The sequence below is a fragment of the Pantoea sp. Seng genome (assembly GCF_009829935.1).
GTDB classification, from domain to species: Bacteria; Pseudomonadota; Gammaproteobacteria; order Enterobacterales; family Enterobacteriaceae; genus Pantoea; species Pantoea communis.
This window is the reverse complement of sequence record NZ_SZZV01000007.1, coordinates 25,339-47,400: the sequence shown is the minus strand read 5'-3', so window position 1 is coordinate 47,400 and position 22,062 is coordinate 25,339. Positions and strand designations below refer to the sequence as shown.

Annotated in this window: 19 protein-coding genes; 5 read left to right on the top strand and 14 right to left on the bottom strand. The window is 54.9% G+C overall.

The window, feature by feature from the left end:
• Window position 1 precedes the first annotated feature (1 nt).
• The 3 genes from yidC (at window position 2) to FD737_RS08895 (ending at window position 3,920) form a co-directional block, all read left to right on the top strand.
• Entirely contained in the window at window positions 2-1,648 is a 1,647-nt protein-coding gene (gene yidC / locus FD737_RS08905) for a membrane protein insertase YidC (protein ID WP_038643953.1), read from the top strand.
• 141 nt (window positions 1,649-1,789) lie between these two features.
• On the top strand, window positions 1,790-3,154 hold the full coding sequence (gene mnmE, locus FD737_RS08900; protein ID WP_034830015.1) for a tRNA uridine-5-carboxymethylaminomethyl(34) synthesis GTPase MnmE: 1,365 nt from the start codon (window positions 1,790-1,792) through the stop codon (window positions 3,152-3,154).
• 175 nt (window positions 3,155-3,329) lie between these two features.
• Window positions 3,330-3,920 carry a malonic semialdehyde reductase gene (locus FD737_RS08895; protein ID WP_160833306.1) on the top strand — a complete coding sequence of 197 codons (591 nt, stop codon included), beginning with the start codon at window positions 3,330-3,332 and terminating at the stop codon, window positions 3,918-3,920.
• A gap of 43 nt (window positions 3,921-3,963) precedes the next feature.
• On the opposite strand, the gene FD737_RS08890 is transcribed toward FD737_RS08895, so the two are convergent.
• Complete coding sequence (locus FD737_RS08890; protein WP_034830017.1) at window positions 3,964-4,473, bottom strand: flavin reductase family protein; 510 nt, start codon at window positions 4,471-4,473, stop codon at window positions 3,964-3,966.
• A gap of 291 nt (window positions 4,474-4,764) precedes the next feature.
• Between FD737_RS08890 and FD737_RS08885 the strand changes: the two genes are divergently transcribed.
• A complete protein-coding gene (locus tag FD737_RS08885; protein WP_097118425.1) occupies window positions 4,765-5,514 on the top strand; it encodes a 4'-phosphopantetheinyl transferase superfamily protein in 750 nt (249 codons plus the stop codon).
• A gap of 31 nt (window positions 5,515-5,545) precedes the next feature.
• Here FD737_RS08885 and FD737_RS08880 read toward each other — a convergent pair whose 3' ends face one another.
• Entirely contained in the window at window positions 5,546-6,859 is a 1,314-nt protein-coding gene (locus tag FD737_RS08880) for an NCS2 family permease (RefSeq protein WP_034830020.1), read from the bottom strand.
• A gap of 150 nt (window positions 6,860-7,009) precedes the next feature.
• Between FD737_RS08880 and yieH the strand changes: the two genes are divergently transcribed.
• Complete coding sequence (gene yieH, locus FD737_RS08875; RefSeq protein WP_160833305.1) at window positions 7,010-7,669, top strand: 6-phosphogluconate phosphatase; 660 nt, start codon at window positions 7,010-7,012, stop codon at window positions 7,667-7,669.
• A gap of 229 nt (window positions 7,670-7,898) precedes the next feature.
• On the opposite strand, the gene FD737_RS08870 is transcribed toward yieH, so the two are convergent.
• From FD737_RS08870 to atpA, 12 genes are all read right to left on the bottom strand, one after another.
• Window positions 7,899-9,137 carry an MFS transporter gene (locus tag FD737_RS08870; protein ID WP_097118423.1) on the bottom strand — a complete coding sequence of 413 codons (1,239 nt, stop codon included), beginning with the start codon at window positions 9,135-9,137 and terminating at the stop codon, window positions 7,899-7,901.
• Between the two features lie 119 nt (window positions 9,138-9,256).
• Window positions 9,257-9,991: a phosphate signaling complex protein PhoU gene (phoU, locus tag FD737_RS08865; RefSeq protein WP_038643963.1), complete on the bottom strand. Its 735-nt coding sequence runs from the start codon at window positions 9,989-9,991 to the stop codon at window positions 9,257-9,259.
• Window positions 9,992-10,005: 14 nt separating this feature from the next.
• Window positions 10,006-10,779 (bottom strand): phosphate ABC transporter ATP-binding protein PstB, encoded by a 774-nt coding sequence (gene pstB / locus FD737_RS08860; RefSeq protein ID WP_034830029.1) that lies wholly within the window; start codon window positions 10,777-10,779, stop codon window positions 10,006-10,008.
• A 44-nt stretch (window positions 10,780-10,823) separates the two neighbouring features.
• Window positions 10,824-11,711 carry a phosphate ABC transporter permease PstA gene (gene pstA / locus FD737_RS08855; RefSeq protein ID WP_034830030.1) on the bottom strand — a complete coding sequence of 296 codons (888 nt, stop codon included), beginning with the start codon at window positions 11,709-11,711 and terminating at the stop codon, window positions 10,824-10,826.
• On the bottom strand, window positions 11,708-12,670 hold the full coding sequence (pstC, locus tag FD737_RS08850) for a phosphate ABC transporter permease PstC (protein WP_034830032.1): 963 nt from the start codon (window positions 12,668-12,670) through the stop codon (window positions 11,708-11,710). Before pstC ends, pstA begins: the two co-directional genes overlap by 4 nt.
• Window positions 12,671-12,760: 90 nt before the next feature.
• On the bottom strand, window positions 12,761-13,804 hold the full coding sequence (gene pstS, locus FD737_RS08845; protein ID WP_097118422.1) for a phosphate ABC transporter substrate-binding protein PstS: 1,044 nt from the start codon (window positions 13,802-13,804) through the stop codon (window positions 12,761-12,763).
• 176 nt (window positions 13,805-13,980) lie between these two features.
• Window positions 13,981-15,810: a glutamine--fructose-6-phosphate transaminase (isomerizing) gene (gene glmS, locus FD737_RS08840; protein WP_097118421.1), complete on the bottom strand. Its 1,830-nt coding sequence runs from the start codon at window positions 15,808-15,810 to the stop codon at window positions 13,981-13,983.
• Window positions 15,811-16,047: 237 nt separating this feature from the next.
• A complete protein-coding gene (glmU, locus tag FD737_RS08835; RefSeq protein ID WP_160833304.1) occupies window positions 16,048-17,424 on the bottom strand; it encodes a bifunctional UDP-N-acetylglucosamine diphosphorylase/glucosamine-1-phosphate N-acetyltransferase GlmU in 1,377 nt (458 codons plus the stop codon).
• A gap of 265 nt (window positions 17,425-17,689) precedes the next feature.
• A complete protein-coding gene (locus FD737_RS08830; protein ID WP_034830038.1) occupies window positions 17,690-18,109 on the bottom strand; it encodes a F0F1 ATP synthase subunit epsilon in 420 nt (139 codons plus the stop codon).
• A gap of 24 nt (window positions 18,110-18,133) precedes the next feature.
• Window positions 18,134-19,531, bottom strand: coding sequence for a F0F1 ATP synthase subunit beta (gene atpD / locus FD737_RS08825; protein ID WP_034830039.1), 1,398 nt, complete (start codon window positions 19,529-19,531; stop codon window positions 18,134-18,136).
• A gap of 63 nt (window positions 19,532-19,594) precedes the next feature.
• Window positions 19,595-20,461, bottom strand: a complete 867-nt coding sequence (gene atpG / locus FD737_RS08820) for a F0F1 ATP synthase subunit gamma (RefSeq protein ID WP_034830040.1) — start codon at window positions 20,459-20,461, stop codon at window positions 19,595-19,597.
• 52 nt (window positions 20,462-20,513) lie between these two features.
• A complete protein-coding gene (gene atpA, locus FD737_RS08815) occupies window positions 20,514-22,055 on the bottom strand; it encodes a F0F1 ATP synthase subunit alpha (protein WP_058961695.1) in 1,542 nt (513 codons plus the stop codon).
• Between the last annotated feature and the right edge of the window lie 7 nt (window positions 22,056-22,062).

Genomic DNA, 22,062 nt, shown 5'->3' with positions numbered 1-22,062 from the left:
GATGGATTCGCAACGCAATCTCTTTCTCATCGCTTTTCTGTTCGTGTCTTTTATGATCTGGCAAGCCTGGCAGACGGACCACGCTCCGCAGCCACAGCAGACTCAGACCACGCAGAACACAAGCAGCGCAGCGGGTGATGCCGCCTCTTCCGGCGTGCCGGCTAGCGGTCAGGGCCAAACGATCACCGTTAAGACTGATGTCCTGTCACTCAGCATCAATACTCGCGGTGGCGATATTGAGCAGGCACAGCTGCTGACTTACCCGGACAAACTGGGTTCAGACGCACCGTTCCAGTTGCTGGAAACCACCCCCGCCTTCGTTTATCAGGCGCAAAGTGGCTTAACCGGTCGTAATGGCCCGGATAACCCGAACAATGGCGCTCGTCCGCTGTTCACCACCACTCAGGATCACTTCGAGATGGCCGATGGCCAGACCGAGCTGCGTGTACCACTGACCTGGACCGATGAAAAAGGTGTGGTTTATACCAAAACCTTCGTGTTCAAGCGTGGCGACTTCGCGGTTAACGTTGACTACAACATCAATAACGCCTCGCAGCAGCCGCTGGAAGTGTCGATGTTCGGTCAGTTGAAGCAGACCATTGATCTGCCGAAGCATCGTGATACCGGCAGCAACAACTTTGCCCTGCACACCTTCCGTGGCGCAGCGTACTCGACCAGCGAAGCGAAATACGAAAAATACAAATTCGATACCATCGCGGATAACGAGAACCTGAACGCCACCACCAGCAATGGTTGGGTGGCGATGCTGCAGCAGTACTTCGCTACCGCCTGGGTGCCACGTACTCAGGGTAACAACACCCTTTACACCAGCAACCTCGGTAACGGCGTTGCGGCAATCGGTTATAAATCTTCACCGGTGACCGTGGCAGCAGGCGCACAGCAAGACCTGGGCGCGACCCTGTGGTTGGGGCCAGAAATCCAGGACAAGATGGCCGCTATCGCGCCTCACCTGGATCTGACTGTAGATTACGGTTGGTTGTGGTTCATCTCTCAGCCACTGTTTAAGCTGCTGAAGTTCCTGCACAGCTTTATCGGTAACTGGGGCTTCTCGATTATCGTTATCACCTTCATCGTTCGTGGCATCATGTACCCGCTGACCAAAGCGCAGTACACCTCCATGGCGAAGATGCGCATGCTGCAGCCGAAGATTCAGGCAATGCGTGAGCGTCTGGGCGATGACAAGCAGAAGCAGAGCCAGGAAATGATGGCGCTGTACAAAGCAGAGAAAGTGAACCCGCTGGGTGGCTGCTTGCCGCTGGTTATCCAGATGCCTATCTTCCTGGCCTTGTACTACATGCTGTCAGGTTCGATTGAACTGCGTCATGCACCGTTCATTCTGTGGATTCATGACCTTTCCGCGCAGGATCCGTACTACATTCTGCCGGTTATCATGGGTATCACCATGTTCTTCATCCAGAAGATGTCACCGACCACCGTGACCGATCCGATGCAGCAGAAGATCATGACCTACATGCCGGTTATCTTTACCGTGTTCTTCCTGTGGTTCCCTGCGGGTCTGGTGCTGTACTACATCGTCAGTAACCTGGTGACCATCCTCCAGCAGCAGCTGATTTATCGCGGGCTGGAAAAACGTGGTCTGCACAGCCGCGACAAGAAGAAAGCGTAACGTCTGACTGCAACAGCAGCAGCGTATACTCAAGGGGCGGCATTTATGTCGCCCTGTTTTTTTTCAAAATTTGTACCCTGAATAATTCGAGCGCAGCCAACGCCGCTGCAGCTTGAAGTATGACGGGTAAGAGAGAGAATCATGAGCCACAGCGATACTATCGTTGCCCAGGCGACACCTCCCGGCCGTGGCGGCGTCGGCATTCTGCGTATTTCCGGCGCCAAAGCCGCTGACGTCGCGCAAGCCGTGCTCGGCAAATTGCCGAAACCGCGTTATGCCGACTACTTGCCATTTAGCGATGCGGATGGCAGCGTGCTGGATCAGGGGATTGCGCTGTGGTTTCCAGGCCCCCACTCTTTCACCGGCGAAGATGTGCTGGAGCTTCAGGGTCACGGCGGCCCGGTGATTCTGGATCTGCTGCTGAAACGCATCGTGGCGCTGTCGGGTGTACGCATCGCTCAGCCGGGTGAATTCTCCGAACGTGCGTTCCTCAACGACAAACTCGATCTGGCGCAGGCGGAAGCGATCGCCGACCTGATCGACGCCAGTTCAGAGCAGGCCGCGCGTTCCGCCGTGAATTCGCTGCAAGGCGCATTTTCCCTGCGCATCAATACACTCGTGGAAGCACTCACTCACCTGCGCATCTACGTGGAGGCCGCTATCGACTTCCCGGATGAGGAGATCGACTTTCTGTCTGACGGCAAAATCGAAGGTCAGCTTAATGCGGTGATCGGCGATCTTGATAACGTGCGCGCCGAAGCGCGTCAGGGCAGCCTGCTGCGCGAAGGAATGAAAGTGGTGATTGCTGGTCGTCCTAATGCCGGTAAATCCAGCTTGCTGAATGCCCTCGCCGGTCGTGAAGCCGCGATTGTTACCGATATCGCTGGCACCACGCGTGACGTGCTGCGTGAGCATATTCATATCGACGGCATGCCGCTGCACATCATCGATACTGCGGGGCTGCGTGAAGCCAGTGATGAAGTTGAGCGAATTGGAATTGAACGCGCCTGGCAGGAAATCGAGCAAGCCGATCGCGTGCTGTTTATGGTGGATGGCACCACCACCGACGCCACCGAAGCGGCCGCAATCTGGCCCGATTTCGTGGCACGTTTACCGGCACAACTGCCGATTACTGTGGTGCGTAACAAAGCCGATATGACCGGGGAAGTGCTGGGTCTGACAGAAGTGAATGATCACTCACTGATTCGTCTCTCTGCGCGGACGGGGGAAGGCGTGGATGCACTGCGCGACCATCTGAAACAGAGCATGGGCTTCTCTGGCAATATGGAAGGTGGCTTCCTGGCACGCCGACGCCATCTGCAGGCGCTGGAGTTAGCTGCCACTCACTTACAGCAGGGCAAAGACCAGCTGCTGGGTGCATGGGCCGGTGAACTGCTGGCGGAAGAGTTGCGTCTGGCGCAGCAAGCACTGAGCGAGATCACCGGTGAGTTCACCTCCGACGACCTGCTCGGCAGGATTTTCTCCAGCTTCTGTATTGGTAAGTAATCTTTACCCTGTTTCCCCCATCATTGTTTGGTTGGGGGAAACATGCGTCTTTGTTATTTGGCACCCCCTCTCCTTTGCAGTATAACGATCGCTGGCCCGTGCTAAAGCGTATCGGCCTCACCCACGATTCGTGCTAAACATTAGGCGCAAGTTGCTGCCTGAACAGGAGAGAAACATGAGTACACCGCTCGACAGCGTGGCGCTGAACGCGCTGTTCAATGACGCTCGCACCCACAGCTACTGGCAGGACAAACCGATTTCTCACGAAGTGCTGCAGCAACTCTATAGCCTGACCGCGCTCGGCCCGACTTCAGCCAACTGTTCACCAGGACGGTTCGTGTTTGTCACTTCGCAGGAAGGCAAAGAGAAGCTGAAACCTGCGCTCTCCTCCGGCAACGTGGACAAAACCATGGCAGCACCGGCAACGGTGATCGTGGCGTGGGATCCTGAGTTCTATGAAGCGCTGCCCAAACTCTTCCCGCACGGTGATGCGCGTAGCTGGTTCACCAGCAGCCCGGATTTGGCTAAAGAGACGGCTTTCCGCAATAGCAGCCTGCAGGCAGGATATTTAATTCTGGCGGCGCGTTCGCTGGGGCTGGATGCCGGCCCGATGTCCGGTTTTGACCCGTCAAAAGTCAATGAAGCCTTCTTTAGCGAAAGCAAATGGCAGGTGAATTTACTGATTAATCTGGGCTATGGCGAAGCCAGCAAACTGCATGCGCGTTTACCGCGTCTCGGCTTTGATGAAGCCTGCAAATTTGCCTGATTGATTCCAGGCGTCGGGCATTGCGCGACGCCTGTCACTCACATTAACCCAGCGAGTGAAAACCGCTGTTGAAATAGACCATCGGCTCCGCCGCTTCACCTGGCAGTGAAATGCCAACGATGCGCGCCAGCAGCACGCTGTGCGTATTCCACTCCACCACTTTCTCCAGCTGGCAGTCAAAACTCACCAATGCATCAGCCAGCACCGGTGCACCGGTGTTCAGCGTTTGCCACTCACCGCTCTGGAAGCGTTCTGCGCGACGTGCAGACTGACTGAACTGCGCGCATAAATCGTCATGCTGTTCTCGCAAGACGTTTACAGCGAAATGGCCAGCATTCACAAATGCGTCGTGGCTGGATGCACTACGGTTAACACACACCAGCAAGCTTGGCGGCTCGGCAGCCAGTGAGCTAACGGAGGTCGCAATCAGACCCAGCTTTTCGCCCTGAAACTCAGTGGTCACTAAAGAAACGCCTGCGGTCAGGCGGCGCATACCATGACGAAATTCATCAAGTGAGATTGATTCCTGGCGAGTAAGTGAAGTTACTGACATAAAAAAACTCCGACGTGCATGCTGCTGCGATGGGCACGATTATCTTGAGGTGGATTGTTCACGCACTTAGATGTGCTTTTGGTTGCCCAAATCCTACACTACCTCAGACTTTACGGCACCCTATCCGCGCAAAATCAGCAAAAGCGTTATATGCAAATTCAACTGTTGGGATTAGCCGCCGCTTCGGTCTTATCTGATTTTTGGTCATTCCATGTTATGCCGGATGCAAACCTCTGAGAAAATTCCTACAATAGCGCTGATGATTATCTGACCATTTTCACGGAGCGACAGATGGCTAGTCATTTTGTACGTTGGATGGGTAACTCGCCGCTCTCTTCAGAGCTGTTTCGGGTTCCACAGGATGTGATTAACAGCGCCGAGCGCTTCCCTGACAAGCGCCGTAGCCGTTTTCTCGCCGCACGCGAATTGCTGGCTCAGCTGATGCTGCGCGTCTATGGCATTCGTGAACTGCCGCCGCTCATCACCACCAGCAGCGGACGCCCTTGCTTTGCCGATCCCAACCTCCCTGACTTCAGCATTGCGTACGCCGGTAATATGGTCGGTGTGCTGCTGGCGGAAGAAGGCGGACGTGCGGGGTTGGATATGGAGATTGTCCGCGCCCACAGCCGTCAGACGCAGGACACGCTCACGCAGGATCTCTCATCGGGTGAGAAAGCGTGGATCAACGCGCAGCAGGATTTTATGGAAGCGGTGACGCAAATCTGGACGCTGCGCCAGAGCATCCTCAAATTAACCGGTGAAAGTGAGAACGGTGCCGGTTCGCTGCAGTTGCACCCTGCTGCCGGCCGTCTGCGCTCCAGCGTGTTTCCGGATATTCAGGCGGTCTGTGATGCTGAGCCGATGCTAGTGTGGTCGTGCGCGCTATCTCCGGGCACTGAGCGCTTATGCCTGTGGGAGATTGATGCACAACAGCAATGGCAGCCATTGCGCGACGTTGAAATGAGCAAACCGAATATTGGCCCGCGCTCGCTGCGTCTGACCAGCCTCACTCCCACCCCCCAGGAAATCGGACATCTCTAACAAAACAGGCCGCAATCGCGGCCTGTTGTTTTTAGTGCGCGTCGATAAACGCGATTTTTAGCACAAACAGCAGGGCAACAATCACCACGCACGGGCTGATTTCACGCCAGCGTCCTGTGCCAAGCTTCATCACACAGTACGAGATGAAGCCCAGCGCGATACCTTCGGTGATCGAGAAGCTGAATGGCATCATCGCCGCCGTGACAAACGCCGGGACCGCTTCGGTGAGATCGTCCCAGCGCACGCGTGACAGTGACGCCGTCATCAAGACTCCCACATAGATCAGCGCACCTGCTGCCGCATAAGAAGGCACCATCGCGGCCAGCGGTGACAGGAACATCACCAGCAGGAACAGAATCCCGGTGATGACCGCCATCAAGCCGGTACGGCCACCAATCGCCACGCCGGAAGAGCTTTCGATATACGCCGTCACTGAAGAGGTGCCGATGAGCGAACCGGTCACCGAGCTGATGCTATCAACATACAGCGCCTGCTTCATACGCGGGAAAGTGCCCTTTTCATCGGTCAATCCGGCCTTATCGGTGACACCGATCAGCGTGCCGGAAGAGTCGAACAGGTTGACCAGCATAAAGGAGAAGATCACTCCCGCCATGCCGATGTTGAACGCCCCTTTAATATCGACCTGACCCACCACCGATGTCACTGCCGGCGGCGCGGCAAACACACCGCTGAATTTCACATCGCCAATGGCTAAGCCAATCGCCGTGGTGACCACAATCGATACCAGCACCGCCGCGTGGATATTGCGTGAGGCCAGAATCGCGATAATGAAGAAGCCCAGCGCCCCCAGCAGTACGCTATGCGAGGTCAGGTTCCCGACCGTCACAATGGTGTCGGCATTCGGCACGATGATACCGGCGTTTTTCAGGCCCATCATGGCGATAAACAGGCCGATACCGGCGGTGATGCCGACGCGCAGACTCATCGGGATATTAGCAATCATCCAGTAGCGCACACGCAGCAGCGTGAGGATCAGCAGACCCAGTGCGCCCCAGAAGATCGCGCCCATACCAACCTGCCATGAATAACCCATCGCGCCGACCACCACAAACGCGAAGAAGGCGTTCAGCCCCATCGCCGGTGCCAGCGCGACCGGCAAGTTCGCCACCAGCCCCATCAGGATGCTACCAAAGGCCGCTATCAAACAGGTGGTGACAAACACCGCCTGAGTATCCATGCCTGCGGCGCCCAGAATTTGCGGGTTTACAAAGACGATATACACCATCGTCAGGAAAGTCGTGAAACCGGCGATCACTTCGGTGCGCGCGGTTGTGCCGTGTTCCTGCAGCTTAAAGATGCGCTGCAACAAGCCCTGATTGTTCATTCAACTGTCCCGGAAAAAAATTTATCGCCGCGTATCCTATAGATTTTAGCGCAGCAAAACACTGATTATTCGCAAACGGTTGCCGGGGTCGCTTTCTACGCTCAGTGCGCTAGAGTGTCAGCTGGCTGTTTAATAAAAGGATGATGTGCGATGTCAGTTGAATGTGTGTTTTTCGATTGCGACGGTACGCTGGTCGACAGTGAAGTGATCTGTACGCAATCCTACGTCAACACCTTTGCCCAATACGGTATTGAGCTCTCTTTGCAGCAGATGTTTGAGCAGTACAAAGGGGTAAAGCTCTATGACATCGTGCGGGATGTACTGGCGCAGCATCAGAAAGAGGTGCCGTTAGACGAGTTCGAAACGGCGTATCGCGCGGATGTGGCCCGCCTGTTTGACCTCGACCTGAAGCCGATTGCCGGTGCCAAAGCGCTGGTGGAAAGCGTGAAAGTGCCGATGTGCGTGGTCTCGAACGGGACAGTGAAGAAGATGCAGCACTCGCTGGGTTTAACCGGCATGCTGCCATACCTCGAAGGTCGGCTGTACAGCGGTTATGACATTAACCACTGGAAGCCCGATCCCGAGTTGATGTATCACGCGGCGGAGCAAATGCAGGTGCCGATTGAGAAGTGCATTCTGGTGGATGATTCAGAAGCCGGTGCGCGTGCGGGGATCGCGGCGGGCATTCCGGTATTTTACTACTGCGCTGATGCGCACAATCCGGAGTTGGATCATCCGCTGGTGACGCGCTTTGATGATATGACGCAACTGCCCGCACTGTGGCGCGCACGGGGTTGGGATTTGGTGTAAACCCAGGGCGTCATGAATGTCGCCCCTGCAGAAACCGGCGCACGATGTCCGGGCAATGCAGGATGCAAATCGACTGACCCCAAAAGTGTTACCTCTGTGGTCGGTCTGATCTGTTACCTCTGTGCCCGGTGGAACCTGGTGCTGCCTCTACAGAGGCCGATGTGCGATTTTGATCTGTTCGCAGATCTAATAGGGTGCGCATTTATGCGCACCAGGTAACCTAAACGCCTTAGCCAATCGCGCCCAGTGAATCCTCGTTGCTCTGCTTCTTCGGCAGCAGGAACAGGGTGGCAACAATATCCAGCAGGTAAATCAGCGCCAGCAGCGTGATCGCCGCGGTAAACGAGATTTGCGCCGCCAGCAGGCCAATCACCAGCGGACCAAAACCGCCGACACCGCGTCCAAGGTTGAACAACACGTTCTGCGCAGTGGCGCGCGCCTGCGGTGGGAAGGTGTCCGAGATCAGCGCACCGTAGCCGCCAATCATGCCATTCACAAACATCCCCATGATCGCACCAGTGAACAACATCACAGTAGGATCGCGCAGCTGCGCATACACCACCACCATCACCACCGCGCCAAACTGGTACAGCAGGAAAATCTTCCAGCGCGCGAAGCGATCGGCCAATACGCCAAACAGCCAGATACCAAAGGTCATGCCGACCACGGTCACCGCCGTCCACAAGCCGGATTTGGTCAGGCTAAAACCAAAGCTGGATGAGAGATAACTTGGCATCCAGATCATCAGACCGTAATAACCGAAGTTCTGCACTGAGCAGAGGATGAAAATCCCGAGACTGGCTTTACTGGTGGCGCGGTCGGCGAACAGCAATTTGATGCGCGCGGCGAATGACAGCTGCGGCGTCTTCTCAACGTGACGCGTGAAGCCTTCCGGCTCGCCCATGCTACGGCGAATCACAAACGACACCAGTGCAGGCAACAGGCCCACCAGGAACATGCCGCGCCAGCCGATCACACTCAGTAGCGGCGGAGTAATAAACGCCGCCAGCAGCACACCGAGCTGCCAGCCGATGCCGACCCATGCCGAGGCGCGATTACGCTTCTCCTTCGGCCAGGCTTCCGCAATCAGCGCCATGCCAATACCAAACTCACCGCCTAAGCCCACGCCCGCCAGCGTGCGATAGGCCAACAGATCCCAGTAGCCCTGCGCCACCGCGCACAGCCCGGTGAAGATTGAGAACATCAGGATCGTCACGGTAAGAATACGGATACGACCATAGCGATCGCTGAGATGACCAAACACAATGCCACCGATCACCGCGCCGATCAGCGTCCAGGTGACCAGCGAACCGGCCTGAGAGGGATCGAGCGCCAGCGAGACGCTGATCGCCGGTAACATAAAGCCCAGAATTAACAGATCGAAGCCGTCCATCGCATAGCCACTAATGGCAGCAACCATCGCTTTTGCCGGCGTCACGGCGTTTTTTTTCGTTATTGGGGAAGACATTTAACAGCACCTGGCAGAAAAAAGTGCGCCAAGTATAAAGAGAGGGAATCGCGGAGACCAATCAGAAATGAAGATGGCTGCCTGTTTGCCACAGTGGCAACAGGCAGCCGAAACGGCAATTAAGAGGGTTTATTGCTGCCGTCGTCACCTGACAGCAGTTCATCCAGCTTGTCGCCGCCAACGTGACGGAAATCCTGACCTTTAACGAAATAGAAGATAATTTCGCAGATGTTCTGGCAACGGTCACCGATACGCTCGATGGCGCGGGCACAGAACAGCGCCGTCAGTACACTTGGGATGGTGCGGGGATCTTCCATCATGTAGGTCATCAGCTGACGCACAATGCCTTCGTACTCTTTGTCGACCTTCTTATCTTCACGATAGATCTTAATGGCTTCATTCAGATCCATACGCGCGAAGGCATCCAGCACGTCATGCAGCATCTGCACGGTGTGGCGACCCAGAGACTCCAGACTCACCAGCAGAGGCAGGTGCTGCTGGCTGAACTTCTCCAGCGCCGTGCGGCTGATTTTCTCAGCGACGTCACCGATACGTTCCAGCTCAGAGATGGTCTTGATGATTGCCATCACCAGACGCAAGTCGCTGGCGGTAGGTTGACGTTTGGCGATGATGCGCACGCAGGCTTCATCAATCTCCACTTCCATCATGTTGACCTTCTGATCACCGTCGATCACGCGACGTGCCAGCTCGCCATCCTGGTTGTGCATCGCGGTAATGGCATCGGTAAGCTGCTGCTCAACCATGCCACCCATGATCATCACCTGGGTGCGAATGTGTTCCAGCTCCGCGTTGAACTGACCGGAGATGTGTTTGTTCAGATTCAAATTGTCCATGTGCGTCTCCTGAATCAGCCGTAACGACCGGTGATGTAATCTTCGGTCTGCTTCTGCGCGGGCTTGGTAAACAGTGTATCGGTGTCGCTGAATTCGATCAGCTCGCCCAGATACATGAAAGCGGTATGGTCAGAACAACGCGCGGCCTGCTGCATGTTGTGCGTCACGATCACCACGGTGTAATCCTGCTTCAGCTCGGTGATCAGCTCTTCAATACGACCGGTAGAGATCGGGTCGAGGGCTGAGCATGGCTCATCCAGCAACAGCACTTCCGGGCGAATCGCGATACCGCGTGCGATGCACAGACGCTGCTGCTGACCGCCGGAGAGACTGTAACCGCTCTGATGCAGCTTGTCTTTGGTTTCATTCCACAGCGCGGCTTTGGTCAGCGCCCACTGCACACGCTCGTCCATATCGGCACGTGACAGCTTTTCAAACAGACGCACGCCAAACGCGATGTTGTCATAAATCGACATCGGGAACGGCGTTGGCTTCTGGAACACCATGCCAACGCGTGCGCGCAGCAGGGCGATATCCTGATGGGAAGCCAGAATATTGTCGCCATCCAGCAGAATGTCACCTTCAGCACGCTGCTCAGGGTAGAGCGAGTACATTTTGTTGAAGGTGCGCAGCAGGGTGGATTTACCACAACCTGATGGTCCGATGAAGGCGGTGACCTGGTTCTTCGCGATATCCAGGTTAATGTTCTTCAGAGCGTGAAACTTTCCGTAATAGAAGTTCAGATTGCGAACCTGAATTTTACCGGCAGAAGTCGTTGCCATACTCATTGCTCATCTCTCATGTGCAGCGCCGCCGAAGCCGCGCCGGGAAATTAATGTTTGCCCTTGGCGAAAACCACTCGCGCGACAATGTTCAGCAGCAGCACGCACAGGGTAATGATCAACACACCCGCCCATGCCAGGCTTTGCCACTCGGCAAATGGGCTCATGGCGAATTTGAAAATCGTCACCGGCAGGTTCGCGATCGGCTGCATCATGTCGGTACTCCAGAACTGGTTCGACAGCGCAGTAAACAGCAGCGGTGCGGTTTCGCCCGCGATACGTGCCACGGCCAGCAGGACACCGGTAATAATGCCGGAGACTGAAGCTTTCAGCGTAATGGCCGAAATCATCTTCCACTTCGGCGTACCCAGTGCATAAGCCGCTTCACGCATGCTGTCTGGTACCAGACGCAGCATGTTTTCTGAGGTACGAATCACGATAGGAATCTGCAACAGCGCCAGCGCCACCACACCCGCCCAGCCAGAGAAGTGCTGCATCTGTGCCACCACGATGGTATAGACGAACAGGCCCACCACAATCGACGGTGCTGACAACAGGATGTCGTTGATGAAGCGAATCACTTCCGCCAGCCAGTGCTTACGGCCATATTCGGCAAGATAAATACCGGCCATGATGCCCAGCGGTGTACCGAACACCGTTGACCACAGAATGAGTAACCCACTGCCCGCCAGGGCGTTGGCTAAACCACCGCCTGCGGTGTTCGGTGGCGGGGTCGATTCAGTGAACAGTGACCAGCTCAGACCATCAATGCCTTTGGTGACGGTAGTGAACAGAATCCACACCAGCCAGAACAGGCCAAAGGCCATGGTCAGCATCGACAGCGTCAGTGCCACTTTATTTTTAGCGCTGCGACGTGCCTGCATTTTACGGCGCGAGGCTTCCAGCTCAGCACGAGCATGCATTTCGATAGCGGTCATGAACGGGCTCCTTCACTCTTCGCCAGGCGCAGGATCATCAGTTTGGAGATGGCCAGTACGATAAAGGTAATCACGAACAGAATCAGACCCAGTTCCATCAATGCCGCGACATGCACACCGGATTCAGCTTCAGCGAATTCGTTCGCCAGCGCGGAGGTGATACTGTTGCCCGGCATAAACAGCGAGGCGCTGTCGAGCTGGTAGGTGTTACCGATGATGAAGGTCACCGCCATGGTTTCACCCAGTGCACGACCCAGGCCCAGCATCACACCACCGATTACACCGTTTTTGGTGAACGGCAGCACGATGCGCCAGATCACTTCCCACGTGGTGCAACCAATACCGTAGGCGGACTCTTTCATCATCACTGGCGTCTGCTCAAACACATCACGCATGACCGATGCAATGTACGGAATGATCATGATGGCGAGGATCACGCCAGCGGCCAGAATACCGATACCGAATGCCGGGCCTGAGAACAGGGCACCCACAATGGGAATGTTCGACATGATGTTGCCGACCGGTGTCTGGAAGTACTCAGCGAACAGCGGGGCGAAGATAAACAGGCCCCACATGCCGTAAACGATACTCGGGATCGCGGCCAGCAACTCAATTGCGGTACCCAGCGGGCGACGCAACCAGTTAGGTGCCAGTTCCGTCAGGAATAGCGCAATGCCAAAGCTCACCGGCACAGCGATGATTAAGGCAATGATGGAGGTGACGAGGGTGCCGTAGATCGGTACCAGCGCACCAAATTGTTCGTTTGGCGCATCCCAGGTTTTGGTCCATAAGAAGGAAAAACCAAATTTTTGGATGCTTGGCCAGGAGGAGAAAATCAGGGAGACGATAATGCCACCCATCAACAACAACACGATAAGCGCGGAAAGTTTCACCAGCGCGCCGAAAATCATGTCACCTTGTTTACCTGGGGCTTTGAACGTCGGCTTAGTGGCAGCCATAAGTTTCTCGGTTCTCAGAGGAAGTTCAGGGCGGCATACCATGCCGCCCATCGGGTTGGTCAGTCAGGGGAGACTGACCGGGTCATTCGCTTACTTGTAAATCGCTTTGCCTGAGCTGTCTTTGATGTTCGCTTTCCAGGCAGTACGAATCTGGTTAGCAACGCTTTCTGGCAGCGCAGCGTAATCCAGTGCGGTTGCAGTTTTGCTGCCGCCTTTGTAAGCCCAGTCGAAGAACTTCATCACTTCAGCACCTTTAGCCGCATCAGCCTGCTCTTTGTAGATCAGGATGAAGGTGGTAGAAGAGATTGGCCATGCATCTGCACCTTTCTGGAAGGTCAGGTCCTGAGCGAAAGATTTGCTCCAGTCTGCGCCTTTAGCAGAGTTTGAGAAGCTGGTTTCGCTTGGCGCAACTGGCTTGCCATCTGCATCCATTAGTTTGGTGTAGGTCAGGTTGTTCTGCTTAGCGTAAGCATACTCAACGTAGCCGATTGAACCAGGCAGACGCTGTACGAAGGCTGCAACGCCGTCGTTACCTTTACCGCCCAGACCGGTTGGCCAGTTAACGGTGTTGCCTTTACCAATTTTGCTGTTCCAGTCTGCGTTCACTTTAGAAAGGTAGCTGGTGAACACGAAAGAGGTACCTGAACCATCTGCGCGGCGAACCACGTTGATGTTGGTGTCTGGCAGTTTCACGCCTGGGTTCAGTTTAGTGATCGCCGGGTCGTTCCACTTTTTGATGTTACCCAGGTAGATATCGCCAACGGTTTTGCCGTCCAGCGTCAGTTCACCTGATTTCACGCCTGGGATGTTAACGGCCAGTACCACGCCACCGATAACGGTAGGGAACTGGAACAGACCATTTTTTTCCAAATCGGCATCACTTAACGGCGCATCAGACGCACCGAAATCGACGGTTTTAGCGATGATTTGCTTAACGCCGCCTGAAGAACCAATACCCTGATAGTTGATTTTGCTACCGGTGGCTTGCTGATACTCTGCTGCCCACTTGGCATAAACCGGTGCCGGGAATGTACCGCCAGCGCCAGTCAGGTCGGTGGCTGCAAAAGCAGATACCGCGCTTACTGCGAAGGTGGCGGCGAGGATTCGGGCTACGGATGTACGCATCAGTGTCATGTTCCCTCCAGGGGATTTAAAAAAATCAGGCTCAATGCCATTTTAGTTGGAGTCAGTGATTGCTGCTGGAGGGAAAATAGGACAGTTTGATGACAGTGAAATGTACGAAATATGACAGTTATATGACACCGTTTAAAAAGCAAGCGGACCCGTTGCAGGCCCGCCCTTTTTATAGATTATTCAACAGTAACCGATTTTGCCAGGTTACGGGGCTGGTCAACGTCGGTGCCTTTAATCAGCGCAACATGATACGAAAGCAGCTGCAACGGCACGGTATAGAAGATCGGTGCTATCACCTCTTCGACGTGTGGCAGTGAGATGATTTTCATGCCCTCGCTGTCGGTGAAACCCGCATCCTGATCGGCAAATACATACAGCAAACCGCCGCGCGCGCGCACCTCTTCAATGTTCGATTTCAGCTTCTCCAGCAGCTCGTTATTCGGCGCAACGACGATCACCGGCATATCGGCATCAATCAGCGCCAGCGGGCCGTGTTTCAGCTCTCCGGCGGCGTAGGCTTCTGCGTGAATATAGGAGATCTCTTTCAGCTTCAGCGCGCCTTCCATCGCGATCGGATACTGATCGCCACGGCCCAGGAACAACGCATGATGCTTGTCAGAGAAACCTTCAGCCAGGCTTTCAATCACTTTATCCTGCGCCAACATCTGCTCAATGCGGCTTGGCAATGCCTGCAGCGCATGCACAATTTCGTGCTCGGTTTCTGGCTTCATGCCACGCAGACGACCCAGTTTTGCCACCAGCATCAGCAACACTACCAACTGCGTGGTGAAGGCTTTCGTTGAGGCCACACCAATTTCGGTGCCGGCTTTGGTCATCAGCGCCAGATCGGATTCACGCACCAGCGAAGAGCCGGCAACGTTACAGATGGCCAGCGAACCGAGATAACCCAGCTCTTTAGACAAGCGAAGCGCGGCCAGCGTATCGGCGGTTTCACCCGATTGCGACAGGGTGATCAGCAGACTGTTTTTACGCACAGCGGATTTGCGATAGCGGAATTCGGAGGCGATTTCCACATCGCAAGGAATGTTGGCCAGCGACTCAAACCAGTAGCGCGACACCATCCCGGAGTTATACGAGGTACCGCAGGCGATAATCTGGATGTGCTCAACCTTGCTCAGCAAGGTTTCGGCATTGGCACCCAGTTCGCTGAGATCGATCTGCCCATGATTAAAACGACCAGTGATGGTGTTTTTAATCGCGTTCGGCTGCTCATAGATCTCTTTCTGCATGTAGTGACGATAGGCACCTTTATCACCAGCATCGTACTGCGCCGTGGATTCGATTTCCGCGCGTTTGGCTGGCTTGCCATCACGATCGATGATGGTGACTTCACGGCGCGTAATCTCGGCGATATCGCCCTCTTCCAGGTACATAAAGCGGCGGGTCACCGGCAGCAGCGCCAGTTGGTCAGAAGCAATGAAGTTTTCACCCACGCCACGGCCAATCACCAGCGGGCTACCTGAACGCGCAGCCACCAGCACGGATGGATCGCGGCTGTCCATGATCACCATGCCATAAGCACCGCGCAGTTGCGGGATCACGCGCAGTACCACTTCACGCAATGTGCCGCCCTGCTTCTGCTCCCAGTGCACCAGATGCGCCACCACTTCGGTGTCCGTTTCTGAGGCAAACTGGTAACCGCGTTCGATCATCTGCGCACGCAATGGCTCATGGTTCTCAATGATGCCGTTATGCACAATGATGATGTGCTCAGAGACATGCGGATGCGCATTGGCTTCTGATGGCTCACCGTGGGTTGCCCAACGCGTATGAGCAATACCAGTGCCACCAATCAGTGGCTGCTGCTCTGCGGCTTCGGCCAGATTAGCCACTTTGCCAAGACGACGCAGACGCGTCATATGTCCCTGGCGATCGACAACGGCCAGACCCGCTGAGTCATAACCGCGATACTCAAGACGACGCAGACCTTCCAGCAGAATTTCTGCGATGTCACGCTGCGCTACTGCACCAACAATTCCACACATAATAGTTTCCTGACTTCATGGCTTTCGGCCATTGCGTTGTCTTCTGACCTGATTATTCCCCGAGCCTTGTAGAGAGTGGGGGATCTACCCTTCATACATCAAATTTCAGGTGCGTTGGCTACGCGCATTCACCTCAGTCACTGACTTCAGTCAGCTCCTGAGGACTCGCGCTTGCCGCCTTTCAGAAACTCGAATGATTTCGGGTAGTTTTTTTCATGGGCCGATCTTTGCCGACCCTTAAAATTTATTTTTCTTAACCGGCCGCTGCCAGCCAGACTTCTGATTCTGTTCTTTGCGGTTGTAGACCAAATCGGCGGCGGTGACATCTTTCATTACCGTGGTACCTGCCGCGATGGTCGCGCCAGCCGCGACGGTGACCGGGGCCACCAACTGGGTATCGGAGCCGACAAACACGTTGTCGCCGATAATGGTTTTCGATTTATTCGCGCCATCGTAGTTACAGGTAATGGTGCCAGCCCCGATGTTTACGCCCGCGCCAATTTCTGCGTCGCCAAGATAGGAAAGATGACCCGCTTTGGAACCTTTGCCCAAGATGGCCTTTTTCATCTCAACGAAATTGCCGACATGTGCCTCTTCCGCCAACTCGCTGCCAGGACGCAGACGCGCGAATGGCCCAACGGTGCAGGCAGCGGCTAAGGTGGCATCTTCGAGGACTGAATAAGGGCTGATTTCACAATCATCACCAATCACGCTGTTTTTGATGATGCACCCAGCGCCAATTTTGACGCGGTCGCCCAATGTCACGGTGCCTTCAATGATAACGTTGGTATCGATCTCGACATCACGCCCATGTTGCAGCGAACCGCGCAGGTCGAAACGCGCAGGATCGCGCAGCATGACGCCCGCCAGCAGCAATTGTTCTGCCTGCTCGCTCTGATAGGCACGCTCCAGCGTGGCCAGTTGCAGGCGGTTATTCACACCATCGGTCTCACTGATACGCGCAGGATGTACCGCGTTGATCACGCGACCTTCGTGATGCGCCATGGCGATGATATCGGTGATATAAAACTCGCCTTGAGCATTGTTATTGTTGAGCTGCGCCAGCCAGCGTTTGAGGTCGCCGCCGTTTGCAATCAGGATGCCGGTGTTAATTTCCTGAATCTTAAGCTGTTCTGCTGAGGCATCTTTCTGCTCAATGATGCCGGTCACCGTGCCGTTTTCACGCACGATGCGACCATAGCCGGTAGGGTTGTCTAACACCACGGTGAGCAAACCGATTCCACCTTCAGGTTTCGCTTCACGCAAACGCTGTAAAGTGGCTTGCGAGATCAGCGGTACGTCGCCGTACAGCATCAGGATGTCTTCGTTATCAGCAAAGAAAGGTGCCGCCTGCTGCATCGCATGGCCGGTACCCAGCTGTTCAGCCTGCAATACCCAGTTCAGGGTGTTGTGGGCCAGTTTCTCTTGCAGTAAATCGCCGCCGTGACCGTACACCAGATGCACCTGCTGGGCACCCAGACCGGTCGCGGCATCGATCACATGCTGAACCATCGGTTTTCCTGCCAGGCTATGCAGAACTTTTGGCAGATCGGAATACATTCGGGTGCCTTTGCCAGCGGCCAGGATCACCACACTCATCGCGCTTGTAGACATAACTATCCAGACTCAATTTAACTTTCGAAAGTGTAAGGTTTACCTCTGAGATTACTACATTTTTCTCGGACCGAAATTAGCGGATAAAGATGAAAGGCTGATTGGAGATAAAACCAGTGCCGGCCTGGGCATCACGCGATGCATTTTGCCGATAGAATCGGGCAGAGCAAGACAACATCGTCCTCCCCCAAAGCAGGATTATTTATCGCGCGCAAAAAAAAATGCCAACCCAATGGGCTGGCATTTCGTGACGCATAAAGCCTGATTACATCGCTTTCTTGGTCAGCTCGATTACACGCAGTTTCGCGATAGCTTTCGCCAGTTCCGCAGAGGCCTGAGCATAGTCCACATCACCGTGGCTGCTGTTCATGTGCTCTTCTGCTTTACGTTTCGCTTCCAGCGCGCGCGCTTCGTCGAGGTCTTCACCGCGAATCGCGGTGTCGGCCAGAACGGTCGTGCTGCCCGGCTGTACTTCCAGCACGCCGCCAGAGAGGTAGATATACTCCTCTTCGCCGTGCTGTTTCACGATGCGAATCATACCAGGCTTGATGGCTGTCAGCAGCGGGGCGTGGCCTGGGTAAATACCCAGCTCACCTTCGCTACCTGACACCTGGATGCGCTCAACCAGACCGGAGAACATTTGTTGCTCCGCGCTGACAACGTCCAGATGATAAGTCATAGCCATACTATTCCTCCTGGGAAACCGTTATTACAGTTTCTTCGCTTTTTCTACAGCTTCTTCGATAGCGCCGACCATGTAGAACGCCTGCTCTGGCAGGTGGTCGAATTCGCCTTCCATGATGCCTTTGAAGCCACGAATCGTGTCTTTCAGGGTCACGTACTTACCTGGAGAACCGGTGAAGACTTCAGCAACGAAGAACGGCTGAGACAGGAAGCGCTGAATCTTACGCGCACGTGCCACCAACAGTTTGTCTTCTTCAGACAGCTCGTCCATACCCAGGATGGCGATGATGTCTTTCAGTTCCTGGTAACGCTGCAGCAGAGACTGCACGCCACGCGCAACGTCGTAGTGCTCCTGACCCACGATCAGTGGATCCAGCTGACGGCTGGTTGAATCCAGCGGGTCAACGGCTGGGTAGATACCCAGAGAGGCGATCTGACGGCTCAGCGTAACGGTTGAGTCTAAGTGAGCAAAGGTGGTTGCTGGTGACGGGTCAGTCAAGTCATCCGCAGGAACGTAAACGGCCTGAACAGAGGTGATTGAACCGGTCTTGGTGGAGGTAATACGCTCCTGCAACACACCCATCTCTTCTGCCAGCGTTGGCTGGTAGCCTACCGCAGATGGCATACGACCCAGCAGTGCTGATACTTCAGTACCGGCCAGGGTGTAACGGTAGATGTTGTCGATGAACAGCAGAACGTCACGGCCTTCATCACGGAATTTCTCCGCCATGGTCAGACCGGTCAGTGCTACGCGCAGACGGTTACCCGGCGGCTCGTTCATCTGGCCATACACCAGCGCTACTTTATCGATAACGTTGGAGTCAGTCATTTCGTGGTAGAAGTCGTTACCCTCACGAGTACGTTCACCCACACCAGCAAATACCGAGTAACCTGAGTGCTCAGCCGCGATGTTACGGATCAGCTCCATCATGTTTACGGTTTTACCTACACCCGCACCACCGAACAGACCGACTTTACCGCCCTTAGCGAACGGACACATCAGGTCGATAACCTTGATGCCGGTTTCCAGCAGCTCTTGCGAGTTAGACTGATCTTCATAAGAAGGCGCAGCACGGTGAATAGAGGAAACCTCTACAGTGGTGCCGTCGTCATTCTGCAGGTCGCCTTTCATGTCGATTGGTTCGCCCAATACGTTCATGATACGGCCGAGGGTTGCTTTACCAACCGGTACCTGGATCGGTTTTTTCAGGTCGGTAACTTGCAGACCGCGCTTCAGGCCGTCAGAAGTACCCATGGCGATGGTACGCACCACGCCACCACCCAGCTGCTGCTGAACTTCCAGCACCAGACGAGCGTCACCATTTTGAACCTCAAGCGCGCTATATACCTGCGGTACCGCGTCCTGAGGGAATTCGACGTCAACTACGGCGCCGATAATCTGGACAATCTTTCCAGCTGCCATCTTGAATCCTCTACCTAATACGAGAATATCCGGCCGCGCTCGCGCGACAGGATATATGCCTGGTTAAACCGCGGAGGCTCCCGAGACGATCTCGGTAAGTTCCTGGGTGATGCTGGCCTGACGAGCTTTGTTGTAAACCAACTGCAGCTCTTTGATCAGGTTTCCGCCGTTATCGGTTGCAGCTTTCATTGCCACCATACGTGCAGCCTGCTCACTGGCCAGGTTTTCCACCACACCCTGATAAACCTGCGATTCGACATAACGGCGCAGCAGGGTATCCAGCAGCGCTTTCGGATCGGGTTCGTACAGGTAATCCCAGGTCTTCGCCTTCATCTCTTCTTCACCTTCCGCTGGCGGTAACGGCAGCAGTTGGGTAATGGTCGGAGTCTGAGACATGGTGTTATTAAACTTGTTGCTGACGATATACAGCTTGTCGATGCGGCCTTCATCATAGGCCTGCAACATCACTTTTACTGGGCCGATAAGATCAGACAGTGCAGGCTTGTCGCCCATACCAGTGACCTGTGCCACGATGTTGCCACCGACAGAGCCGAAGAATGAATTGCCTTTAGAACCGATAACGGCCAGATCGCTCTGTACACCTTTATCAGCCCAGCCCTTCATATCTGCCAGCAATTTTTTGAACAGGTTAATGTTCAAACCACCACAAAGCCCGCGGTCAGTCGAAACGACCAGGTAGCCGACGCGCTTAACGTCACGCTCATCCAGGTAAGGGTGCTTGTATTCCAGATTACCGAGAGCAAGGTGACCAATCACTTTGCGCATGGTATCTGCATACGGACGGCTGGCCGCCATGCGTTCCTGCGTTTTACGCATTTTGGAGGCGGCGACCATTTCCATCGCTTTGGTGATCTTCTGCGTATTTTTTACGCTTCCAATCTTGGTACGTATTTCTTTTGCACCGGCCATTAGCTTCTCCTCAAAGCCTTGCGGCCTGCCTTTTCAGACAAGCCGCCAGACATTACCAGGACTGGGTTGCTTTAAACGTTTCGAGGAGGCCTTTCAGCTTCTCTTCGATTTCGTTATTAAAGTTGCCCGCTTGGTTGATTTCAGCCATCAGCTCAGCGTGATCGCGGTCTGCGAACGCCAGCAGAGCGGCTTCGAAGCTGCCGATTTTCGCCAGTTCAACGTCGTTCAGGAAGCCGCGCTCAGCAGCAAACAGCACCAGACCCTGTTGCGCGACAGACATCGGCGCATACTGTTTCTGTTTCAGCAGCTCGGTCACTTTCTGACCGTGGCTCAGCTGTTTACGCGTTGCATCGTCCAGATCGGATGCGAACTGAGAGAACGCAGCCAGTTCACGATACTGTGCCAGAGCGGTACGGATACCACCGGACAGTTTCTTGATGATCTTGGTCTGTGCAGCACCACCAACACGGGATACAGAGATACCCGGGTTAACGGCTGGACGAATACCGGAGTTGAACAGGTTCGATTCCAGGAAGATCTGACCATCAGTAATCGAGATTACGTTGGTCGGAACGAACGCAGAAACGTCACCCGCCTGAGTTTCGATGATTGGCAGCGCGGTCAGAGAACCGGTCTGGCCTTTCACAGCACCGTTAGTGAAACGCTCAACGTAGTCAGCGCTTACGCGTGATGCACGCTCCAGCAGACGAGAGTGGAGATAGAACACGTCGCCTGGGAATGCTTCACGACCTGGTGGACGGCGCAGCAGCAGAGAAATCTGACGGTAAGCAACAGCCTGCTTAGACAGGTCATCGTATACGATCAGGGCATCTTCACCGCGGTCACGGAAGTACTCACCCATCGCGCAACCGGCGTATGGCGCCAGGTATTGCAGTGCAGCGGATTCAGAAGCAGAAGCCACAACGACGATGGTGTTAGCCAACGCGCCGTGTTCTTCCAGCTTACGTACCACGTTAGAAATGGTTGACGCTTTCTGGCCAATCGCAACGTAGACACACTTGATGCCTGAATCGCGCTGGTTGATGATGGCGTCGATTGCCATTGCGGTTTTACCGGTCTGACGGTCACCGATGATCAGCTCACGCTGGCCACGGCCGATTGGAATCATCGCATCGACAGATTTGTAACCGGTCTGAACAGGCTGGTCTACTGACTGACGGTCGATAACGCCCGGTGCAATCACTTCAACCGGCGAGAAGCCGTCGTTGTCGATTGCGCCTTTACCGTCGATCGGTGCACCCAGGGTGTTCACCACACGGCCCAGCAGGCCACGGCCAACTGGAACTTCAAGAATACGGCCAGTACATTTAACCTTCATGCCTTCGGCGAGGTCAGCGTACGGGCCCATCACTACTGCACCAACCGAGTCACGCTCGAGGTTCAGTGCGATAGCGTAACGGTTGCCCGGCAGGGCAATCATCTCACCCTGCATCACATCGGCCAGGCCGTGTACGCGGATGATACCGTCACTTACAGAAACAATAGTACCTTCGTTGTGAGCTTCGCTCACCACATTGAACTGAGCAATGCGCTGCTTGATCAGTTCGCTGATTTCGGTGGAATTCAGTTGCATATGCTCC

What these genes read in the sequence shown, in the direction of transcription:
- mnmE (WP_034830015.1), top strand. Translation starts at nt 1,790, where the DNA reads ATGAGCCACAGCGATACTATCGTTGCCCAGGCGACACCTCCCGGCCGT.
- pstA (WP_034830030.1), bottom strand. Translation starts at nt 11,711, where the DNA reads ATGACCGCTATCGAAATGCATGCTCGTGCTGAGCTGGAAGCCTCGCGC.
- glmU (WP_160833304.1), bottom strand. Translation starts at nt 17,424, where the DNA reads ATGTCTACAAGCGCGATGAGTGTGGTGATCCTGGCCGCTGGCAAAGGC.
- FD737_RS08885 (WP_097118425.1), top strand. Translation starts at nt 4,765, where the DNA reads ATGGCTAGTCATTTTGTACGTTGGATGGGTAACTCGCCGCTCTCTTCA.
- FD737_RS08830 (WP_034830038.1), bottom strand. Translation starts at nt 18,109, where the DNA reads ATGGCTATGACTTATCATCTGGACGTTGTCAGCGCGGAGCAACAAATG.
- yieH (WP_160833305.1), top strand. Translation starts at nt 7,010, where the DNA reads ATGTCAGTTGAATGTGTGTTTTTCGATTGCGACGGTACGCTGGTCGAC.
- yidC (WP_038643953.1), top strand. Translation starts at nt 2, where the DNA reads ATGGATTCGCAACGCAATCTCTTTCTCATCGCTTTTCTGTTCGTGTCT.
- pstB (WP_034830029.1), bottom strand. Translation starts at nt 10,779, where the DNA reads ATGAGTATGGCAACGACTTCTGCCGGTAAAATTCAGGTTCGCAATCTG.
- FD737_RS08890 (WP_034830017.1), bottom strand. Translation starts at nt 4,473, where the DNA reads ATGTCAGTAACTTCACTTACTCGCCAGGAATCAATCTCACTTGATGAA.
- pstS (WP_097118422.1), bottom strand. Translation starts at nt 13,804, where the DNA reads ATGACACTGATGCGTACATCCGTAGCCCGAATCCTCGCCGCCACCTTC.
- FD737_RS08870 (WP_097118423.1), bottom strand. Translation starts at nt 9,137, where the DNA reads ATGTCTTCCCCAATAACGAAAAAAAACGCCGTGACGCCGGCAAAAGCG.
- pstC (WP_034830032.1), bottom strand. Translation starts at nt 12,670, where the DNA reads ATGGCTGCCACTAAGCCGACGTTCAAAGCCCCAGGTAAACAAGGTGAC.
- atpG (WP_034830040.1), bottom strand. Translation starts at nt 20,461, where the DNA reads ATGGCCGGTGCAAAAGAAATACGTACCAAGATTGGAAGCGTAAAAAAT.
- atpA (WP_058961695.1), bottom strand. Translation starts at nt 22,055, where the DNA reads ATGCAACTGAATTCCACCGAAATCAGCGAACTGATCAAGCAGCGCATT.
- phoU (WP_038643963.1), bottom strand. Translation starts at nt 9,991, where the DNA reads ATGGACAATTTGAATCTGAACAAACACATCTCCGGTCAGTTCAACGCG.
- FD737_RS08880 (WP_034830020.1), bottom strand. Translation starts at nt 6,859, where the DNA reads ATGAACAATCAGGGCTTGTTGCAGCGCATCTTTAAGCTGCAGGAACAC.
- glmS (WP_097118421.1), bottom strand. Translation starts at nt 15,810, where the DNA reads ATGTGTGGAATTGTTGGTGCAGTAGCGCAGCGTGACATCGCAGAAATT.
- FD737_RS08895 (WP_160833306.1), top strand. Translation starts at nt 3,330, where the DNA reads ATGAGTACACCGCTCGACAGCGTGGCGCTGAACGCGCTGTTCAATGAC.
- atpD (WP_034830039.1), bottom strand. Translation starts at nt 19,531, where the DNA reads ATGGCAGCTGGAAAGATTGTCCAGATTATCGGCGCCGTAGTTGACGTC.